General features: G+C 67.8%; 15 protein-coding genes and 1 pseudogene. 6 read left to right on the forward strand and 10 right to left on the reverse strand.

All coding sequences use genetic code 11. From position 1 onward, the window contains the following. Positions 1-113 precede the first annotated feature (113 nt). The 5 genes from KCH_RS13160 to KCH_RS13180 all read right to left on the reverse strand — a co-directional run bounded on the left by KCH_RS13160 (position 114) and on the right by KCH_RS13180 (position 3,480). Entirely contained in the window at positions 114-440 is a 327-nt protein-coding gene (locus KCH_RS13160) for a nucleotide pyrophosphohydrolase (protein WP_035862813.1), read from the reverse strand. After that, a complete protein-coding gene (locus tag KCH_RS13165) occupies positions 437-1,789 on the reverse strand; it encodes an AAA family ATPase (RefSeq protein WP_157032032.1) in 1,353 nt (450 codons plus the stop codon). The genes KCH_RS13160 and KCH_RS13165 overlap by 4 nt, the downstream gene beginning before the upstream one ends. A gap of 98 nt (positions 1,790-1,887) precedes the next feature. After that, positions 1,888-2,718, reverse strand: coding sequence for a putative RNA methyltransferase (locus KCH_RS13170; protein ID WP_035862815.1), 831 nt, complete (start codon positions 2,716-2,718; stop codon positions 1,888-1,890). A gap of 115 nt (positions 2,719-2,833) precedes the next feature. After that, positions 2,834-3,247 (reverse strand): hypothetical protein, encoded by a 414-nt coding sequence (locus KCH_RS13175; RefSeq protein WP_035862817.1) that lies wholly within the window; start codon positions 3,245-3,247, stop codon positions 2,834-2,836. Continuing rightward, the gene (locus KCH_RS13180) at positions 3,244-3,480 is read right to left on the reverse strand and encodes a toxin-antitoxin system HicB family antitoxin (RefSeq protein ID WP_035862820.1); all 237 of its coding nucleotides are present in this window, start codon (positions 3,478-3,480) and stop codon (positions 3,244-3,246) included. The genes KCH_RS13175 and KCH_RS13180 overlap by 4 nt, the downstream gene beginning before the upstream one ends. Positions 3,481-3,959: 479 nt before the next feature. Here KCH_RS13180 and KCH_RS47195 point away from each other — a divergent pair, with 479 nt between their 5' ends. Together KCH_RS47195 and KCH_RS13185 are read left to right on the forward strand one after the other, a co-directional pair. After that, positions 3,960-4,337, forward strand: coding sequence for a TniQ family protein (locus tag KCH_RS47195; RefSeq protein WP_425268767.1), 378 nt, complete (start codon positions 3,960-3,962; stop codon positions 4,335-4,337). 279 nt (positions 4,338-4,616) lie between these two features. Continuing rightward, positions 4,617-5,513 (forward strand): annotated as a pseudogene (locus KCH_RS13185) (ISAs1 family transposase); the annotation flags it as partial. A gap of 811 nt (positions 5,514-6,324) precedes the next feature. Here the strand turns inward: KCH_RS13185 and KCH_RS39555 are convergent. After that, positions 6,325-7,437, reverse strand: a complete 1,113-nt coding sequence (locus KCH_RS39555) for a TniQ family protein (RefSeq protein WP_157032033.1) — start codon at positions 7,435-7,437, stop codon at positions 6,325-6,327. A 264-nt stretch (positions 7,438-7,701) separates the two neighbouring features. Here KCH_RS39555 and KCH_RS13190 point away from each other — a divergent pair, with 264 nt between their 5' ends. Further along, positions 7,702-9,090 (forward strand): IS1380 family transposase, encoded by a 1,389-nt coding sequence (locus KCH_RS13190; RefSeq protein ID WP_035862832.1) that lies wholly within the window; start codon positions 7,702-7,704, stop codon positions 9,088-9,090. A gap of 312 nt (positions 9,091-9,402) precedes the next feature. Here KCH_RS13190 and KCH_RS13195 read toward each other — a convergent pair whose 3' ends face one another. Continuing rightward, positions 9,403-9,738 carry a hypothetical protein gene (locus KCH_RS13195; protein WP_051653024.1) on the reverse strand — a complete coding sequence of 112 codons (336 nt, stop codon included), beginning with the start codon at positions 9,736-9,738 and terminating at the stop codon, positions 9,403-9,405. A gap of 25 nt (positions 9,739-9,763) precedes the next feature. Between KCH_RS13195 and KCH_RS41280 the strand changes: the two genes are divergently transcribed. Continuing rightward, entirely contained in the window at positions 9,764-9,907 is a 144-nt protein-coding gene (locus KCH_RS41280) for a hypothetical protein (protein WP_244305314.1), read from the forward strand. A gap of 96 nt (positions 9,908-10,003) precedes the next feature. After that, entirely contained in the window at positions 10,004-12,166 is a 2,163-nt protein-coding gene (locus KCH_RS13200) for a GmrSD restriction endonuclease domain-containing protein (RefSeq protein WP_035862833.1), read from the forward strand. Positions 12,167-12,296: 130 nt separating this feature from the next. Here the strand turns inward: KCH_RS13200 and KCH_RS37250 are convergent, their stop codons facing one another. From KCH_RS37250 to KCH_RS13215, 3 genes are all read right to left on the reverse strand, one after another. After that, a complete protein-coding gene (locus KCH_RS37250) occupies positions 12,297-13,640 on the reverse strand; it encodes a restriction endonuclease subunit S (protein ID WP_051653025.1) in 1,344 nt (447 codons plus the stop codon). Further along, positions 13,637-16,084 (reverse strand): N-6 DNA methylase, encoded by a 2,448-nt coding sequence (locus tag KCH_RS13210; protein WP_051653026.1) that lies wholly within the window; start codon positions 16,082-16,084, stop codon positions 13,637-13,639. Before KCH_RS13210 ends, KCH_RS37250 begins: the two co-directional genes overlap by 4 nt. A gap of 231 nt (positions 16,085-16,315) precedes the next feature. Beyond that, entirely contained in the window at positions 16,316-16,570 is a 255-nt protein-coding gene (locus KCH_RS13215) for a hypothetical protein (protein ID WP_035862835.1), read from the reverse strand. Between the two features lie 111 nt (positions 16,571-16,681). Between KCH_RS13215 and KCH_RS13220 the strand changes: the two genes are divergently transcribed. Then, positions 16,682-17,408, forward strand: a 727-nt coding sequence (locus KCH_RS13220) for an IS5 family transposase (protein WP_035862081.1), incomplete at its 3' end; no start/stop codon positions are given.

The following is a 17,408-nucleotide window of genomic DNA, read 5'->3' on the forward strand; positions in this document are numbered from 1 at the left end:
TCGCCGCGCCTGTGGACAACCCCGCCCTGTGGAAAACCCGGGTCCTCCGCAGGAGGGAAATTCGGACGAATCTCCCGCCCGCCGGGAAACGGTCGGCCGCGCCCCGACCGGCGTCAGGGCGCCGGGAACCGGCTCTCGTTGCGCTCGATCTTCTCCGCCAGCGCCCGCAGCGGGTCCACCTCCAGCACGGTGCACAGTTGCAGCAGGTAGGCCAGCACGTCGGCGACCTCGTCGCGGACCCGGTGCGCCGTGTCCGGGTCGGCCATCACCGCGCCAGCCTGTTCGGGCGTCAGCCACTGGAAGACCTCCAGCAGTTCTCCGGCCTCGACGGTCAGCGCCGAGGCCAGGTTCTTCGGGGTGTGGAACGGCTGCCAGTTCCGGGCGGCCGCGAACTCGGCCAGCCTCCGCTGGAGTTCGGGCACCGTCAGTTCGTCGCTCATTCCCCCAGGTCTACCACCGCGGTCTCGCCCCGCGCGGCGCCCTGGACGGGCACCCGGGCGGCGGGTTCGGCGCGGCGCAGCAGGCTGTGGCCGGTGGCCGGGTCGCGGCGGCACTCGACCAGGTCGACGCCGTCCGCGCCGAGCGCCGGGCCCGGGTCCTGGAGGGTGGCGAGCAGCCGGATGTCGCCCTTGCCGGTGACTTCGCGGGCCAGTCGCAGCAGCGCGGCGATCTGGTCGACCGCCAGGCCGGCGCCGAGGTCCTCCGCGAGCAGCACCAACTGGCGGTGCGCGTCCGGGACTTCGGCGGCCGGGTCGACGTCGATCACGTCGGCGCCGGTGAGCAGGACGGCGGCGAAGGCGAGCAGCCGGAGCATGCCGTCGGAGGCCTGGTCGGCGCCGGTGCGGCCGAGCACGCCCTCGTCGAAGACGGCGATCAGCCGCTGCTGCGCGCCCTCGCCGCGGCGGGCGACGTCCAGGCCGAGCAGCGGGTGCGGGGCGGCGGCCTGGACGGTGCGCAGCAGCCGGGCCCAGCGGCGCTGGCACTCCTGCTTGAGGCGGCCGAGGACGGCGGAGATGTTGGCGGCGGTGCCGAGCAGCCGGGCGTGCGGTTCGGGCCGTGCCCAGCCGCGCATCGCGGCGGGCACCGGGTGCAGGGCGAACACTTCGCGCAGCGAGGTGAGCAGCTGTTCGGAGGCGGCCAGCACCTTGCGTTCGCCGTTGGACGATCCGGCTACGCGCAGCGGGAGTTGGGCGGTGATCAGGCTGCTGCTGGACAGGGGTGCGCGGATGTCGCCCTGCCGGGAGTCGTTGTGCCAGGTGACGTTGACGCGGCCGCGGGCGAGGTCCTGTTCGCCGGTCTCCATCAGGGTCCGGCCGTCCAGGGTGAGCCATTCGCGGGCGATCCGGACCCGTTCGTCGGTGCGCACCACCACTTCGAGCCGGATCGATCCGACGGCGGAGCGGACGGTGCAGCCCAGGATGATCGCGTTGCGTCCGTGCGGCACGCAGCCGGCGAGTCCGCCGCGCACGGGGACGGCGAGCGGGCCGCCGGGGGCGCCGGTGCCGTCCAGCGAGGGTCTGATCTCCTCGCCGAGGGCGAGCCGGGAGAGCACGCCGAGCGCGTCCAGCGCGTTGGACTTGCCCGCCCCGGACGGGCCGTGGAGGACGGTCAGCGGCGACAGCGGCAGGGTGGCGCGGCGGTAGGACTTGAAGGACGTCAGCCGCAGCTCCTCGACGGTCGGGCGCTTCACCTGGGTGGCGGGCTCCGCGGGCGGGCGCCGGCCCGGGAGGGCGGAGGAGCGGTCGGACGGCCCGACCGGGGGCGGGGCCAAGGGGGCTTCGCTGGTCACTCCGTGCACTCTAGGCCCGCACTGAGCTGGAGAAACGTCTCTCCTGACGCCCTTTCACCCCTTCGAGTCCCAACCGTCGCGGGCCCCCTGGCGGTGTGTCACTCGTACGCGGTGATCCGCACCGAACCGGTGACCTCGACCGGCTCGGGCAGCGCGTCCAGGGCGGCGGCCAGCGCGGCGGGGTCGGTGTGCCAGGCGCTCGGGCCCATCCCGACCACGGCGGCGGCGTCCGTCCGGGACAGCCGCAGCGCGAACTCCACCTCCGTGCGCCCCACCGGCGTGAACCACGGGCCGAGCTTCTCCTCGATCCGCCGGTCCTTGTCCTCGTCCACCGACAGCAGGCCCAGCGTGCCGACCAGTTCGCGCAGGTGACGGGAGGTCGGGGCGGCCACCAGCAGCCGGCCGCCGGGGCGCAGCACCCGGCGCATCTCCGGGCCGTTGCGCGGGGCGAACACGTTCAGCAGCACGTCCGCCGCGCCGTCCCGCAGCGGGAGCGGACGCCACGCGTCGCACACCACCGCGCCGATCCTCGGGTGCGCCTTCGCGGCGCGCCGCAGCGCGTACTTCGACAGGTCCAGGGCGGCGCCCGCCGCGCCGGGCCGCGCCTCCAGCACCCGCGCCAGGTAGTGGCCGGTGCCCGCCCCCAGGTCGGCCACCAGGCCGGTGTCCGCGGCGACCTCGGCCGCGGCCCCGGCGAGCGCCCGCTCCAGCGGGCCGTAGTGGCCGGCCGCCAGGAAGGCGCTGCGGGCGGCGACCATCTCCGCGGTGTCGGCGGTGCCCGCCTTCGCGTCGCCGGCCAGCAGGCTGACGTAGCCCTGCCGGGCCTGGTCGAAGCCGTGGCCCTGCGGACAGCGCAGCGTGCGGCCGTCCAGCGTCAGTGGGCGGGCGCAGTGCGGGCAGACCAGGTAGGGCTCGATGTCCTGCAGCAACTCGGTCGCATCCTCGCGGGATCGTCAGGGGCCGGGGGAACGTCGAGGGTATCCCGGCTGCGGACGCCTCGTCGCTCTCCCTGCCCCTGACCTGCGGTCCGACCGGTCCGGCGGCTCACTCGTCGCCGTCTTCGCCGACCTCTTCCTCCTCCGCCTCGTCCACCACCCACATGGCGAGCCGCTCCGAGACCCCGGTGATGCCGAGCTTGCCCTCCCGGATCGCCCGGGCCAGGCTGCGCACCTCGCGCGCGGTGGTCGCCACCCGGCAGCCGCTGGCCACCAGGTACGCGTACGCCACGGCGGTGGCGAACAGCTCGTTGTTGCGCTCCAGCGCGGGGACCCGGATCAGCTGGTGCATCAGCGCGGCCGCCCGGTCCTGCGGCTCCGGGTAGACGGCGATGTCGAAGATCTCGGCCTGGTGCCTGGTGATCGCCGCGAGCAGCGATCCGTAGTCGGTGACCTGCGGGTCACCGGGCGTGTACTGCTCGGCGGTCATGAGCAGCCACGAGAGGTCGACCTCAAGTTTCAACGGCGCACGTCCTGGAGTTCGCTCGGCGACCCGAACTCGGCGAGGAACGCCGCCTCGTGCTCCTTCATGAACTGCGCCGCGGCGTCCACGAAGTTGCGCCCCGCCTCGCCCATGTCCTGCTGCACCAGGCGCTCGATGTACTGGTTCATGCTGATCCCCTGCTGTTCGGCCCGTTCCCGGGCCATCTCGGCGGTGGTCGCATCCACCCTGACGTTCAGCTGCTTCTTGGCCATACTTCACGCTAGCGCCGAGGTGCTAGCACAACAAGGGCGCAAACCGGCCGCTCCCCCACTCCCCCCTTGTCGGACGGCGCGAAAGACTTCAGTAGCGCAAGATTCATTTCACTAGGTTCTTCAGTTCCGCGCGGAAGATTTCAGTGGGCGACTCCCGGTTACAGGGAGTGTTCGATCTTCGATGTGGGCTGGCTGGGATCCTGTGAGGCGCGAACTCGCAAGATGAGGGTGCCCAGCCAGCCAAGCCGTCACTCGTCGCGACTGCCGGCCCGCGGCGGCGGCGACCTCTCCCTCAGAGCGGCTGACTTCCGCTCCCCTTCCCTGGCCCGGAGAGCCTCTTCTGAGCCGACTCGATGCCGTGGCGCTTGACTTTGGCGTGACCCGAGACCAAGCCGCCCAGGCCACTGGCGTCATAGCTGCGGGCGATGCGCCCGCCCAACTGCCTCTCGACTCCGCGCGCACCCCCGTCTTCGGCCTGGATGACTAGACCGCGGCTCAGATTGAAGCCGCGACAGGGCTTTCGGTCGGGCGAAGCCCGGGACCGCACCTTGAGCCGCTTTGCGGGGACGGCGCTACCCACAAACCTGGCGCATGCTGATCCGTCCTCCCGGCGCGAGGTCACGGCCGAGGCCTGGATCGACTACGGGGCACTCCGCTTCTGTCCAGCCTGCGTCGCTGCCGAAAGCGGACGATGGCCCTTGGCATGGCCACTGCCCTGGGCCTGCTCCAGCCTGGTTCACAAGTGCTACTTGGCACCGCCTGTCCCGTTTGCCGCAAGCAGGTACGGGGCCAGCGAGGTCAACCTCGCGCGCGGCGCTCGTGGCCGTGCGACCCAGGGGAGCGCGGCACTGACCTGACTCAACGGTGTCCCGGGCAGGGCTTCGGCGTTGTCGCATGACGTCCGGTTCGTGACGGTCCAGCTTGAGGGGAGCCAGGAGCGCAACAGGCACGGCTTCCAAGATCATGGAGTTCTCGACGCCCCGTGATCCGACTGGAAGACCGTGCCTGCCGACGCATCATCGCTGATCCCGCCTGCTCTTGACCAGCTCCGCGAGTGTCCCGAGGTCGTGCCGGGGGAGGTCCCGGGGCTGCTGGAGCGACTGGCGGAGGTGCCGGACCCGCGTGACCCGCACGGAGTGCGACACGCCCTGGCCGTCGTCCTCGCGCTGACCTCGTGTGCGGTTCTGGCCGGGGCCACCTCGCTGCTGGCGGTCGGCGAGTGGATCAGCGATGCGCCGACGCACGTTCTTGAGCAGCTCGGCGTCCGTCCCGATCCGCTGCTGCCCCGGCGTCTCCTGCCCGCCGAGACCACGGTCCGCCGGCTGCTGGCCCGCATCGACGGCGACGCGCTGGATGGGGCCGTCGGCCGCTGGCTCGCGGACCGCCGCCCGACGACAGGAACCGGCGCTGACCCGCGTGCTCTGGCAGTGGACGGCAAGAGCCTGCGCGGAGCCGCCAAGGCCACCGGCCGCAAGATCCACCTGCTCGCCGCGCTGGAGCACATCACCGGACTGGTCCTCGCCCAGCTCGACGTCGGCGAAAAGACGAACGAGATCACCTGCTTCCAGCCGCTGCTCGACACCGTCGCCGACCTCGCCGGATTGGTCGTCACGAGCGATGCGATGCACACCCAGCGCGAGCACGCCGAGTACCTCCTGGACCGCAACGCTCACTACATCGTGATCGCCAAGGGCAACCAGAAGAACCTCCGCAGGCAGCTCAGATCCCTTCCCTGGAAGGACATCCCGCTCCTGGGCCGCACCCGTGACACCGGCCACGGCCGCTCCGAGATCCGCCGAATCAAGGTCGCCACCGTCAACAACCTGCTGTTCCCCGGCGCCCGACAAGCGATCCAGATCAAGCGCCGCCGCACCGACCGCAAGTCCGGCAAGACCACCATCAAGACCGTCTACGCCGTGACGAGCCTGGCAGTCGAGCAGGCCACCGCGGCCCAGCTCGCGAAGCTGGTCCGCGACCACTGGCACGTCGAGGCCCTGCACCATGTCCGGGACACGACCTTCGCCGAGGATGCTTCCCAGCTGCGGACCGGCAACGCGCCGCGTGCGATGGCGACCTGGCACAACCTGGCCATCGGCGCCCTGAAGCTCGCCGGCGTCACCAACATCGCGGCCGCGCTCCGTCGCAACGCCCGCGACCACACCCGGCCCCTCGCTCTCCTCGGCCTCACGTGATCACAAAACGGACGTCGCCCGACTACGCCGAAGCCCTGGTGTCCCGGGCGTTTCCGGGACGCAGAGGCGACACCGTTGCGGGATCCCGAGCTGTATCGCCTTCAACGGCTAATTTTCGCTCGCCTTCAGGCTGAAGATGAGGCTTCTCGCAATCGGGCCCACGCCGACTTCCAGGACCTGTCGGAGATCGCCGCCATGGCCCTGTTCCTAGCAACTCCAACGTATTTGGCCGGCACCAATCCCGTGGCGTACGATTCCTTCTCCGCTTTTCCCGGAAGTACTTCGCGAAGCACGGCAGGCCCATGAGGGAGAAGGATCGGCCTTACCCAGGGACGCTAGTTCTCACCAGATGCCTGCGCGTGGCGGCTTGGACAGTTTTCGCAGAAGCCCCACTGCGTGCTTCACTTGCATTTACCGATCTCAGAAATCGCCCAGCCGATCTACCTGTTCGACCTCTCCGTTTTTCCTGGATCACGTGACTACCCATCCAATCCAGGGAGCGAATCAGGCCGATCGTAGAGGCCGTACGAGGAAACGTCGAATTCCCTCGGGCGTGGCCCACTTGACCAGCGAACGACTCATTTGCAGATTTTCTGCATCCGTCTACTGAGTTGAAAACTGGCTGCGGACAGAGTGCCAGCCTTCTTGCCACTCACATAGTTCGACGCCGGGCGAGTCTGCCATAGTCACCCGACCCCAAAGATAGACGAAGAATTGGATAGAGGCGCTCGCTTGCCAGCAGGAAGGACCAGATGTCGTTATCGTTCCATGGGTAATCGGGGTACTGGCGCGGGGAGTCCGCTTCCTCGTCCCACAGGAGCCATCGGGCTGCCTCGTCCATGTCCCTATGGGCGGCCAGCTGTCCTGCGATACGGACCAGGCCAGCCATTTCAAGCCCTCGGGAGGAGTTGAAGTATTTTCTGTGGCGGGCACGTGAAGGGAAGTCGTTTCGTACGATTCTGTCCGCCCCGGCAAGGTGGCTTAGATCGGCGTGCCGTGAAGCCAGTTTGAGCAGAACTTTGAAGTCATTCTCAGCAGACCGCTCCTGTTCCTGCCCCGGGCCGTCCGCAAGTGGCCAGCCATCGAGCCGTGCTTGAATTTCCAGCAGGAGGCAATCTCGCGTAAGACGTATTGGAAGTTCCTTCAGCGGCTTTCCACACCAGGAAGGAGCGACGTATTCTGCCGCAGAAGGCCGTCGGAGGCTGGAGCCCACTGGCGCCGGTCCCGCACACAGACCTGGGCTGGTGTTGCGAAATCTCCAAGGCTGGATTGCTGCCCCGCAGGTGGTGCATTCTCGGATCAGGTAGCAGGAATGCTTCAGACAGAGCACCGACCACGGCCTGCACCAGCGAAGGGGCCAACGATTATCCGTCTCGGCCAGACACTTCGGGCAAACTCCGGCCAGCTCCCTGGTGGAGCGAAAACTGTTCCTTCCATCCACATGGATCCACCGATCCAGTATTCGGTGGCCTTTGTCGTCAACGTGCAAGGGGCTGAGCGTCATCGCAAACACTTCATCGAGGGTTAGCCCGGAAGCGGAGCTCACGTTGGCCGCCTGGGAAGCGTCAAGCTGGGCAGTGAAGTAGCCAAGGCTCCTACCGGGATTGCTTCCGGTTTCCAGACCGAGCAAAGACATAGTCTGCTTGCGACCAATTTCATAGGTCACTGCTACGTGCTCGACCCAGCTGTGCAGTGATTCGCCTGCCAGCGGCAGCGGCACCGAGGCCAATCGCCGAGGCACCCCCAACGTCATCTCCTGCGGCATGGTGACCCTTCTCCCGTGTCTGCCGATCGCAATGTGCCTGGGCACCGTGGCACGGGATAAGGCTGGTCAGCGACTCCGTCCGATCAGCCGCTCGCGGCGGACGGGACCAGAAGTTACCGAAAGGATGCGCGGCGAACGCTTCAGCCTGGATCCACCGATCGGTGACCGCGTGACGCTGGCCCTATGAAGAAGGCGTGCCTTGTGACCTGCAAGGATGGGAGTTCTCTACGCTTCCAACCAGCAGCAGGACAAGGCACGCCGTAAGTGAAATCTTCCCACAGTCCCGCGGTGACCTTCGCCGCGTTCGATGACCCGAACCTGCTCGCGCACGGCGGGCTGGCCCCGGCGGTGCGCCTGGCCGAGCGGTGCGGCCTCCCGGAGCTCGTCCGGGACAAGGTCCGCCTGTCCGGCGCGGGCAACGGGGCCGGGGCTGCGCCGGACGCGAAGGTCATGTCGCTGGTCGCGGGCATGCTCGCCGGCGCGGACAGCATCGACGACATGGGCGTGCTGCGGCACGGCGCGATGGCGAAGGCGTTTCGCGGGGTACGCGCCCCGTCCACCCTCGGCTCGTTCCTGCGGGCGTTCACCTGGGGACATGTGCGCCAACTGGAGTCCGCCGCGCGGGCGTTCACCTGCAATCTGGCCGCGCACTGCAACCTGCTGCCCGGATCCGACCAGGTCGTCCACCTGGACATCGACTCCAAGGTCAAGCAGGTCTACGGGGCCGCCAAGCAGGGCGCCGAGCACGGATACACCAAGGTCAGGGGTCTGCACTTCCAGATCGTGACCGCCTCCACTCCGCTCGCGGCGCCGGTGATCGTCGCCTCCCGCCTGCGCAAGGGCTCGGCCGGCTCCGCCAAAGGCGCCGCCTCACTGATCGCCGAGGCCATCAGGGCCGTTCGGGCCATGGGCGCCACCGGCACGGTCATCGTGCGCGCCGACTCCGCGTTCTTCTCCCACAAGGTCGTGGCCGCCTGCCGCCGCGCCAAGGCCCACTTCTCCCTCGCCGTCGCCCAGCGCAAGAAGATCCGCGAGACGATCGCCGCCATCGGCGAGGACGCCTGGACGGCGATCAAGTACCCGAAGGCGATCTGGGGCAGGGACGAGCAGCGCTGGGTCTCGGATGCGCAGGTCGCCGAGGTGGAGTACACCGCGTTCGCCGGCAAGGCCAAGCGCTACCGCACCACCGCCCGGCTCCTGGTCCGCCGCGTCAGACGCCTCAACGACGCCCATGTCCCGGACGGGCAGGGCGAGTTGTTCAAGGTGTGGCGCTTCCACGCGGTGTTCACCGACAGCCCCTACCCGCTGGTGGAGGCGGAGCGGTACCACCGCGCGCACGCCATCGTGGAGCAGGTCCTCGCCGACCTGGAGGACTCCGCGCTCGGGCACCTGCCCTCGGGCAGGTTCACCGCGAACGCGGCCTGGCTCACCCTCGCCGCACTCGCCCACAACCTCACCCGCGCGGCCGGCGCCCTCGCCTCCGCCTTCCATGCCAAAGCCCGCACCGGCACCATCCGCCGCCAACTCCTCGCCGTCCCCGCCAGGTTGGCGGCCGGTGGGCGCACCCTGACCTTTCACCTGCCCCAACACTGGCCGTGGCGGCAGGAGTTCACCGACCTGTGGACAACGGTTGGCTGCCGCCTGCGGACCTGACCACCCCGCCGCCCCGCCCGCCCCACGACCAAGAACCTCGGAGACCCCGCCACCGGGACGGCCACCCGGCGACCACCCACGCCCACCAGCGGAAACCCACTCCGAAATCACCTGAAATCACTCACCCGGAATCGACCCGGTGGATCCAGGTTCAGTAGTGGGACGATTAAGGACCTCGGTGTGGACGCACTGCTGCAACAAGCAACTGCCGGCGCTGGCGAACAGCCACCGTGCGCTGGCGTGCACCGCCCTGAACACGCCATCCACGCCGACCGAGGCGTTCGTAAGGGCCGCAGGGCCGAGATCGCGCAGTCACATGGCCTTGTTCGCTTTCACCTGATCCTCGACGACGGCGTGGGCACGGGCCAGGGCGTCGAGCCACTGGGCTTGGTGGGAGCCGGCGATGCACCGCATGTGCCGGTTGTTGGTCGCGGTGATCTGGTAGCGCCAGCGGATGTGCTTCTCGAACGCGGTCAGCTTCTTCTCGTCACGTCTGGAGGGGCGTTCTCTGCGGACCAGCAGCCGCGTGCCCTCGGGCCAGCCGGGACGAGCGTTCAGGCCAGTCAGCTCGGCGATGTGCGCGGCTGCCTGGTCGAGGGTGTCGCGGGGCCAGGCACCGGCGGGCAGCTGGGCAATGGGCCTTCTCATTCACTTCCCCGGGGAACAGCCCACCATGCTGCGGTCGACTTTTGAGCTGGCCGAGCAGGACACGGGTTTGACCATCCGCGACCTCGCGAACGAACTCGCCTGGAAGCCGGCGCGGGTACGGGAGTTGCTCGGGATGCCAGACAGCCGGCCGGTGCTTCGTCTCGTCTGAGCATGACCGCTGTGGGTTGCTACGAAGGCGTCTGGAATGTCCGAGCCCCCGCGTAGAGTCCGTACCCGGTGCCGATAGTCAAACAGGGGAGGGTGCGTGCACGACGGTGGGGAAGCACAACTGGTAGACGGGCGCGGCCAGACGGTCAGTCAGCTCTTCAAGGACGTCCGGTACGGGCTGGAGTACTACCAGAGGGAGTACACCTGGACCCGCCGGAACATGCAGGAGCTTCTGGACGACCTGTCCAACCGCTTCCTTGACCAGTGGAAGTCCGGGCATGAGCGCGCTGACGTGCGCTTCTACCGGCCGTACTTCCTCGGGTCGATCGTGACCTACGAGAGTGACCGCACATACCTGGTCGATGGCCAGCAGCGGTTCACCTCGCTGCTGTTGCTGCTCACCCACCTGCGTGGGCTCCTCGGAGTGGACGAGGACCTGGAGGAGGACGCGACCGAACTCGACCGCCTCATCCGCTCGCGGCAGTACGGCCAGCGGTCCTTCACACTGGACGTCCCGGAGCGGGACGCCTGTATGGAGTCGCTTCTGAAGGGGCGCGACTTCGTCCTGCCGTCGGCTGCGTCGCTGTCGGTGAAGAACCTGTGGGCCCGTGGGTGCGATCTCGCCGAGGACTTCCCCGCGACTCTGCGGGGGGAGCCGCTGCCCTACTTCGTCGATTGGCTGCTCCACCGGGTCTGCCTCGTCGACATCCGCGCCCATGACCGGGACAACGGGTGGGAGATCTTCGAGACCATGAACGACCGGGGCGCGCGGCTCACGCCGCTCGACCTCCTCAAGGGCTTCCTGCTGTCCCACTCCGGTCAGAACTACGGCGAGCTCAACAAGGCATGGCGGGACATGCTGTCGGGGCTGACGAACGCCGGCGCCCATCCCAGCGACTTCATCAAGACCCTCCTTCAGGCGCGCTACGTTCAGCCGGACACCCCGGACCTCGACAAGATCGACGGATCGTTCCACGAGTGGGTCCGTGAACACGCAGAGTTGCTTGAGCTCACGCGCCCCGATCAGTTCCGTCGGTTCATCACCGATGTCCTCGTTCCCTCCGCCGAGAGGTACTCGCTCATTCAGAGGGCTACGGCGGAGCACGTCGCTGGTCTCGAGGCGGTCCGGTACAACGCGGACAACGGTCTCACCGCTCAGTTCACCTTGCTGACTGCGGCGATGAGGCCGGAGGACGACGAGGACACCTTCATCGCCAAGGCCCAGTTGGTGGCTCGCTTCCTGGACCTAATGCTGGCTCGCCGCATGGCGAACAGCGCGCCGATCCAGAACGTCGAGGTGCTCCCCGAGATCACGCGGTTGGTGCCCCTGGTGCGGGACGCGACGACCGTCGAGGAGCTCTCCCAGCTCCTGGGCCGGGAGGCGGCCCAGATCGACATCGACTTCTCGGGGATCAATACCTTCAAACTCCGCAGCGACAACCGCAAGCAAGTGCGTTACCTCCTCGCGCGGATGACCGCTTTCGTCGAGGGCGGGAACGGAAACCCGGACCGCACCGCGGAGTACCTCGGTCTCGAGGCGGGCGCGCGCCCTCACGAGATCGAGCACATCTGGGAGAACCACTACGACCGGCACAAGGAGGCCGGCAGCGAGGAGCAGTTCCGCAACCAGCGTGACCAGCTCGGCGCTCTCCTTCTGCTCCCGAAGTCGGACAACGCGAGCTACCAGGACGCCGTCTACGAGCGGAAGGTCGGGTTCTACCGGCGACAGAATCTCCTGGCGGCTCTCCTGCACCCCGAGTCCCACGAGCGCAATCCCCGGCTGAGGCGGTTCATCGAGGCCCACGACCTGGCGAAGCTCGCGAAGCCGTACGGCGACTCGTTCCCGCCCTCAGCGATCAAGGAGCGGCAGCGTCTGTACCGGCGTCTGTGCGAGCTGCTGTGGGACCCGGCAAGTCTGGGATTCATCCTGCCCGCTGGCCAGACAGCAAAGCGGGCCGCTTCCACGCGCGCGCACTACGGGATCACCCCGGCCCAGCTGATCGCCGTCGGGCTGCTCAAGCCCGGCGCCCGGATCAGCACGACCGGCAAGAGGGAGACCCAGTACGCTGTTCTGCTCGAGGACGGACGCGTGAAGCTGGACAACGGCGCTGTCTACGACGCCCTGTCAACCGCGGGGCAGATGGCACTGAATATCACGTCGTGCAACGGGTGGAGCACCTGGCAGGTGGAGACCGAGAACGGCACCGAGAAGCTGATCAAGATTCGACAGCGGGCACTCGAGCGCGGGCTCATCACCTGACCGGCAGCAACCCCCTCTGCCGCGGCCGGGCACAGAGTCGTCAAGACGTCTGTGCCCGGCCGCAGCAGTATCCGGCTGCGCTGGCGGTGGCCCGTGGGGCCCGAGGCCGGCCGCCGGAACGGTGTGGGTTTCAGGTCACGCCGTCGCTGATCATCTCTTCCAGGTGCCGCCTGAGCTTGGCTTCCTCCTGGAGGACCTTCTCCCTGGCTTCTCGCACCTGGGTCTGGACAGCTACCCACACGTCCGCCAACTTCTCCTGCTCAGGAAGCGGCGGAAGCGGAACGGCGAGTTCACGTACGTCGGTGCTGTTGATGGTGGCAAGGTTGGTGGTCTTCTTTGCCCGGCGCCGGAAGTGGCTCCTCGCCGGGGCCGTCTGCATGTAGGCGAGCAGGTACTCGGGGAGCAGTTGGTCCCGGTCCGTCCGGACGCGAAGAACGTGGTTCTGATGGACGCAGCCGGGGATCTGGCCGGCCCACAGCGCGGGGCGTCCGACAAGCTCGGCGCTGTTGCCTTCGCACAGGAGAACATCGCCCGCCTGGAGAAGGAACGGGTCCACTGACCCCGGCGGGACCTCGATCTGCTTGATCTCAGTCAGATCGAAGTAGCCATCCTGGACGTTGGCCACGCGCAGGTAGGGGCGTGCGTTGGGGCCGGGGCGGTTGGCGGGGCTCTTCTGCAACCCGTAGGACACGACGGCAAGCTCGCCGAGGGGACGGATGGGGTAGTCGCTGGTGAGTTCGGTCGACACGCCCCGGGCTGTGTGGACCGCCGCGGGCACCGACCACGCCCCGAGCCGACCGCTGTCCACGACGAAGGGGAAGCGGATCGGGGCGGCATCCGAGGCGGACAGGCCTAGGAACCGGGTGATCTCCCGGATGCCTTCCGCCGGAGCGGTCTGCGTGATGGTTCGTGCTTCCGCGATCCGCTTGAGCGCCTCCTGCTCGGCGAGGACGATCCGCTCCTGCTCAGCAAGGCTCGGAACGGGGATGGTGAGGGTCTCGAACAGCTCGGGTGCCACGCGCTTGCGTCCGCTGTGTCCGACGACGAGGGCTTCCACCTGGCTGCGAAACACCTCGGTGCGGCACAGCAGACGCATGTACTCGGGCAGCAGGTGCCCGGGCGAGCGCACGTCGTAGATCGGGTATTCGGCGCTGAACGCCAGACTCCCGTGTTCCTCGGGCACGACACCGATGGCGCCGTTGCGGACATCGATCTTGCTGAACACCACGTCCCCAGGACGCGCGGCGAACGAGCGTCCCTTCAGCGCGGCATCGGCCGGCCTCAGGGACATGCTGCCGTCGAAGTGGATGCTCCCGAGGCGCAGGCCGCCCGGGTTGGACTCGCTGCGACGCACGGCCACGTCGCCGATCGGGCGAAGCTCCTGCGGCGGGCGGTGCCAGGTTCGGGCGAGGATGTGTTTGACGTCCCATCGCTCCAGGACGTGGGACGCCGTGACGCGAATGACCGCGCTCACAGGGTCGGCTCCTGTTCCTGGGCGTCGTCGAGCGCGAGTTTTGCCTCCACCTGTTCGCGGTAGCCGTCCGGATCGGCCTGGAACTTCCGGAGCCCCTCCAGGATCCCCGGCAGGTCGTTGGCCACACCGCCGCCGGTCTCCCCGGTTCCCGTGATGCCTGCGGCCTTGGCTTCCGCCATGAAGACGGGGTAGCTGAAGCGCTGCTTGGCCAGGTGCCTGACCATCGCGTCCTTCTTGCGCTCCAGTTCGGCCTCCTCGCGCGCGTGCTGACGGGCCAGCTCCCTGCTGCGGGCCTTGTCATCCTCGGTGACCGCCGCCTTCAGCAGACGCTTCTTCACCGTCAATTCCCGGCTCCCCGGCGGGCCTGCTGCTTCCAGCCGACTGATCTCGTCGATCAGTGGCGCAAGGTCCTCTCGGTCGTACGTCTGCGAGCGCCGCAGTAGGGCCTCCAGTGCTTCCCGCTCCGGTGCGAGGTCCTCCTCGACTTCCCTGGCCGCCTGCTCCTTGAGCTCGGCGAGCTGGTGCGCCTCCTCCTCGGTGAAGCGCGTCAGGAACACCAGGGAGGTCTTCACCGTCGCCTTGGAGCTCGCGAAGACCTCCTGCGGAACGGACACCACGGCCGTCAGCTTGGCGTGGTCTTCCACGTACTCCCGAAGCCACGACATCGAGGGGTTGTTGAGGATCCCGTCGGGCAGGACGATGCCCATGCGTCCACCCGGCTCGAGCAGCCTGATGCAGCGCTCGACAAAGAGCGTCTCGGTACTGCGCGACGGGCGGACCTTGGCCGCGTCCAGGGGGCCCGCAATCGGGTCCCGGCCGATGTCGAAGAGCTCTATGATCGGCCGACTGCGCTTCTCGGCCTCCTTCATGCGTCGCTGGGACGACAGCCAGAGGTCACCGAGCTTCGCCCCGTACTCGTCCACCAGATGCGGGTCGCTCAGCGCGCTGGTCTGGGCTGTCGAGCCAACGAGCTGGTCCTTCGTCACCGTGGCACCGAACGGAGGGTTGCTGAGCACCACCTGGAAGGAGCCTTCGTAGACGTCACGGATGTCGAGCAGGCCGTCGTGGTGGTAGATGCCGCTGTGCCCGTCACCATGCATGATCATGTTCATCTTGCTGGTACGTGCGGCCCTGGTCTCCGCATCGACCCCGCGGATGCAGTCCCGTGCTGCCCGGTGCAGGCGCCCGTTCTCGTTTTGAACGTCGAGGTCCTGGTTCAGCTCGGCGTAAGCCTCGTCGATCTTCTCCAGCAGGATCTCCTGGCTCCACTTCTCAGCCTTGGCCTGCTGTTCCAGCTCAGCCCGACGGGCCGCCTTGCTGCTTTGCACGTCGTGCTCGATGCTCGCGCGCACGCGGCCCAAGGCGGTGATGAGGAAGCCCCCGGTGCCGGCCGCAGGGTCGATGACCCGCTCGCCCTCCTGAGGATCGAGCACGTCGACCATGAAGTTGACCAGCGGCCTCGGGGTGAAGAACTGCCCCAGATCACCGCGGAAGGTGTCGCCCAGGAAGCGTTCGAAGGCCAGGCCCTTGACGTCCTCCCCGGTGTCGGAGAGATTGAACTTCTCCAACTTTTTGACGATCGTCTCCAACGTCGCCATCGAGATATTGAGGACATCCCGCGCCCCGAACAGTTGATCCCTCTTGTAGTAGTCCTTCGTGATGTCGAAGAGCTTCTCGAGGACCTTGCTGGGATCCTCGCGCAGGAGATTGTTCTTGGCCACGTCGCGCAGAGTGTCCGTGGTGAAGACCTCTCCCCGTCCTGACCGTTCGAAGGCCATCTTGATGAAGAGGATCTTGGAGATCTCGTCGAAGGCCGCGCCCGGGTCCATCTTGTGGTTGTCACGCAGGATGCAGTGGCAGTCGAACAAGAGGCGCTGGAACTCGTCGCGAGTGAACGCCTTTGTGGACCTCCGGATCTCCGCCAGTCGCTTCTCGTTCTTCAGCTCGGATGCCTTGGGCACGCTGGCGATCTCCACGCTCTCACCCGGGAAGCCGGGTGAGAGCTTGAAGTAGGAGGTCGTCTTGCTGTTGTGGAGCACGAGGAACTCGACGCCAGCGCTGCGAGCATAGCTCTCGCCCTGCTCGTAGTCGGCCCGGCGGATCGGGACGTTCTCCGCCTTGGTCTCGACCACCATGACGTAGTTGCGATTCTCCGAGAGTGCCTGGGGGGATTCGGCGACCACGATGTCTGCGCGGACAGACTTGCGACCTGAGGCGGCGCGGGCTTCCTGACGCATCTGACCGAGGTCGTAACCCCACTGTGTGTGCATGCGGTGGATGAACTCTTGCCGGACGAGTTCCTCGGGCTTGGCGAGCAGCCATGTCTGCTTCAGCGGAGCCCAGACCCAGTTCCCGTCACGATGCAGCGGTTCATGGCCGTCCCGGTAAGGGCTCGCAGGGGCGACCTTCGGCTTGCGTCCCGCTGCCACGGTCGACTTCGACATCCTGCTCCTTGTTGTCTGAACTGCTACACGGCGACGCCAACGATGGTCGGCTCGGTAAGCCGCTCGAGTGCACCTAGCTGGCGCTGGGCCGACGGCGCGTCATCGCCAGCGATCTTCGTTGGGGCCGCCAGCAGGGTCAAACCGTCCCGCCACAGGATAACAATCGGCGGGGAACGGCCCGGCCAGACGCATTCAGCGCTTGGCCGGGCCTGCTGTGCCGACGCAACAGCGTCATACAGTCAACGAGCCCGGTGCCTGCACCGCACGATCGAGTGCGTCCACGGCCGCCCGGTGCCATTGCCTGCGGAGCACGGGATCACGATCGGCGATCCGCCCGAAGCGCGTCTCGTACGGCTCCAGGGACGCGCGGACGGTCCGGTACAGGTCGGGGTGGCGGCGCACGAGCTCTTCGTTCGCTGCCTGTGCTGCGCTTGCGGCGACCTTCGCCCCGGGTGCCACCTGGTTCGCGATGGCGATTACGTCCATGGTGCTTTGAGAGGACGTTAAGTCCGTTTCTGGATGATCTGGTGTCGCCCGTTCGTGGGTACGGAGGCTTTCGAGCCGACTCGCGTGTCGTGTGCATGATGGGGTCGGGGCATGGAACGGATGCCGTACTCAACAGACTTGTCCGACGGGCAATGGGCCTTGATCGAGCCGCTGGTCACCGCCTGGAAGAAGGAGCGGGTGTCGCGATCGGCGACCGGAGACCCGGGCTCCTGTGACCTGCGCGAGGTCGTGAACGCCCTGCTGTACCAGAACCGGACGGGCTGTCAGTGGCGGCTCCTGCCGCACGACCTACCTGCCTGGTCGGCGGTGTTCTACTACTTCACCCTGTGGCGCCAGGACGGCCTTGACCAGCGGATCCAGGAGATCCTGCGCTGCCAGGTGCGTGAGCGGGCCCGCCGATTAGAGGACCCGTCCCTGGTGATCATCGACACTCAGTCCGTCCGCGCGGCGGCCGGCGTGCCGAAGGAGACCACGGGGCTGGACGCAAACAAGAGGACGCCCGGAAGGAAGCGGGGACTGGCCGTCGACGTGCTGGGCCTGATCATCGGCGTGGTGGTCCTGGCCGCGAGCGCACACGACAACGAGGCCGGCATCGCTCTGCTGGACCAGGCGGCCGAACGGTGCGGGATGCGTCTGGAGAAGGCCCTGGTCGACCAGGGCTTCAAGGACGCCGTGATCATCCACGGGGCGGTGAAGGACATCACCGTCGAGGTGGTCCGGCGCAACCCCGACGACGCGGGCAAGGGGTTCGTCCCGCAACCGAAGCGGTGGGTGGTCGAGCAGGTCAACGGCACCCTCATGCTCCACCGGCGCCTCG

Source organism: Kitasatospora cheerisanensis KCTC 2395, from assembly GCF_000696185.1.
Classification (GTDB): Bacteria; Actinomycetota; Actinomycetes; order Streptomycetales; family Streptomycetaceae; genus Kitasatospora; species Kitasatospora cheerisanensis.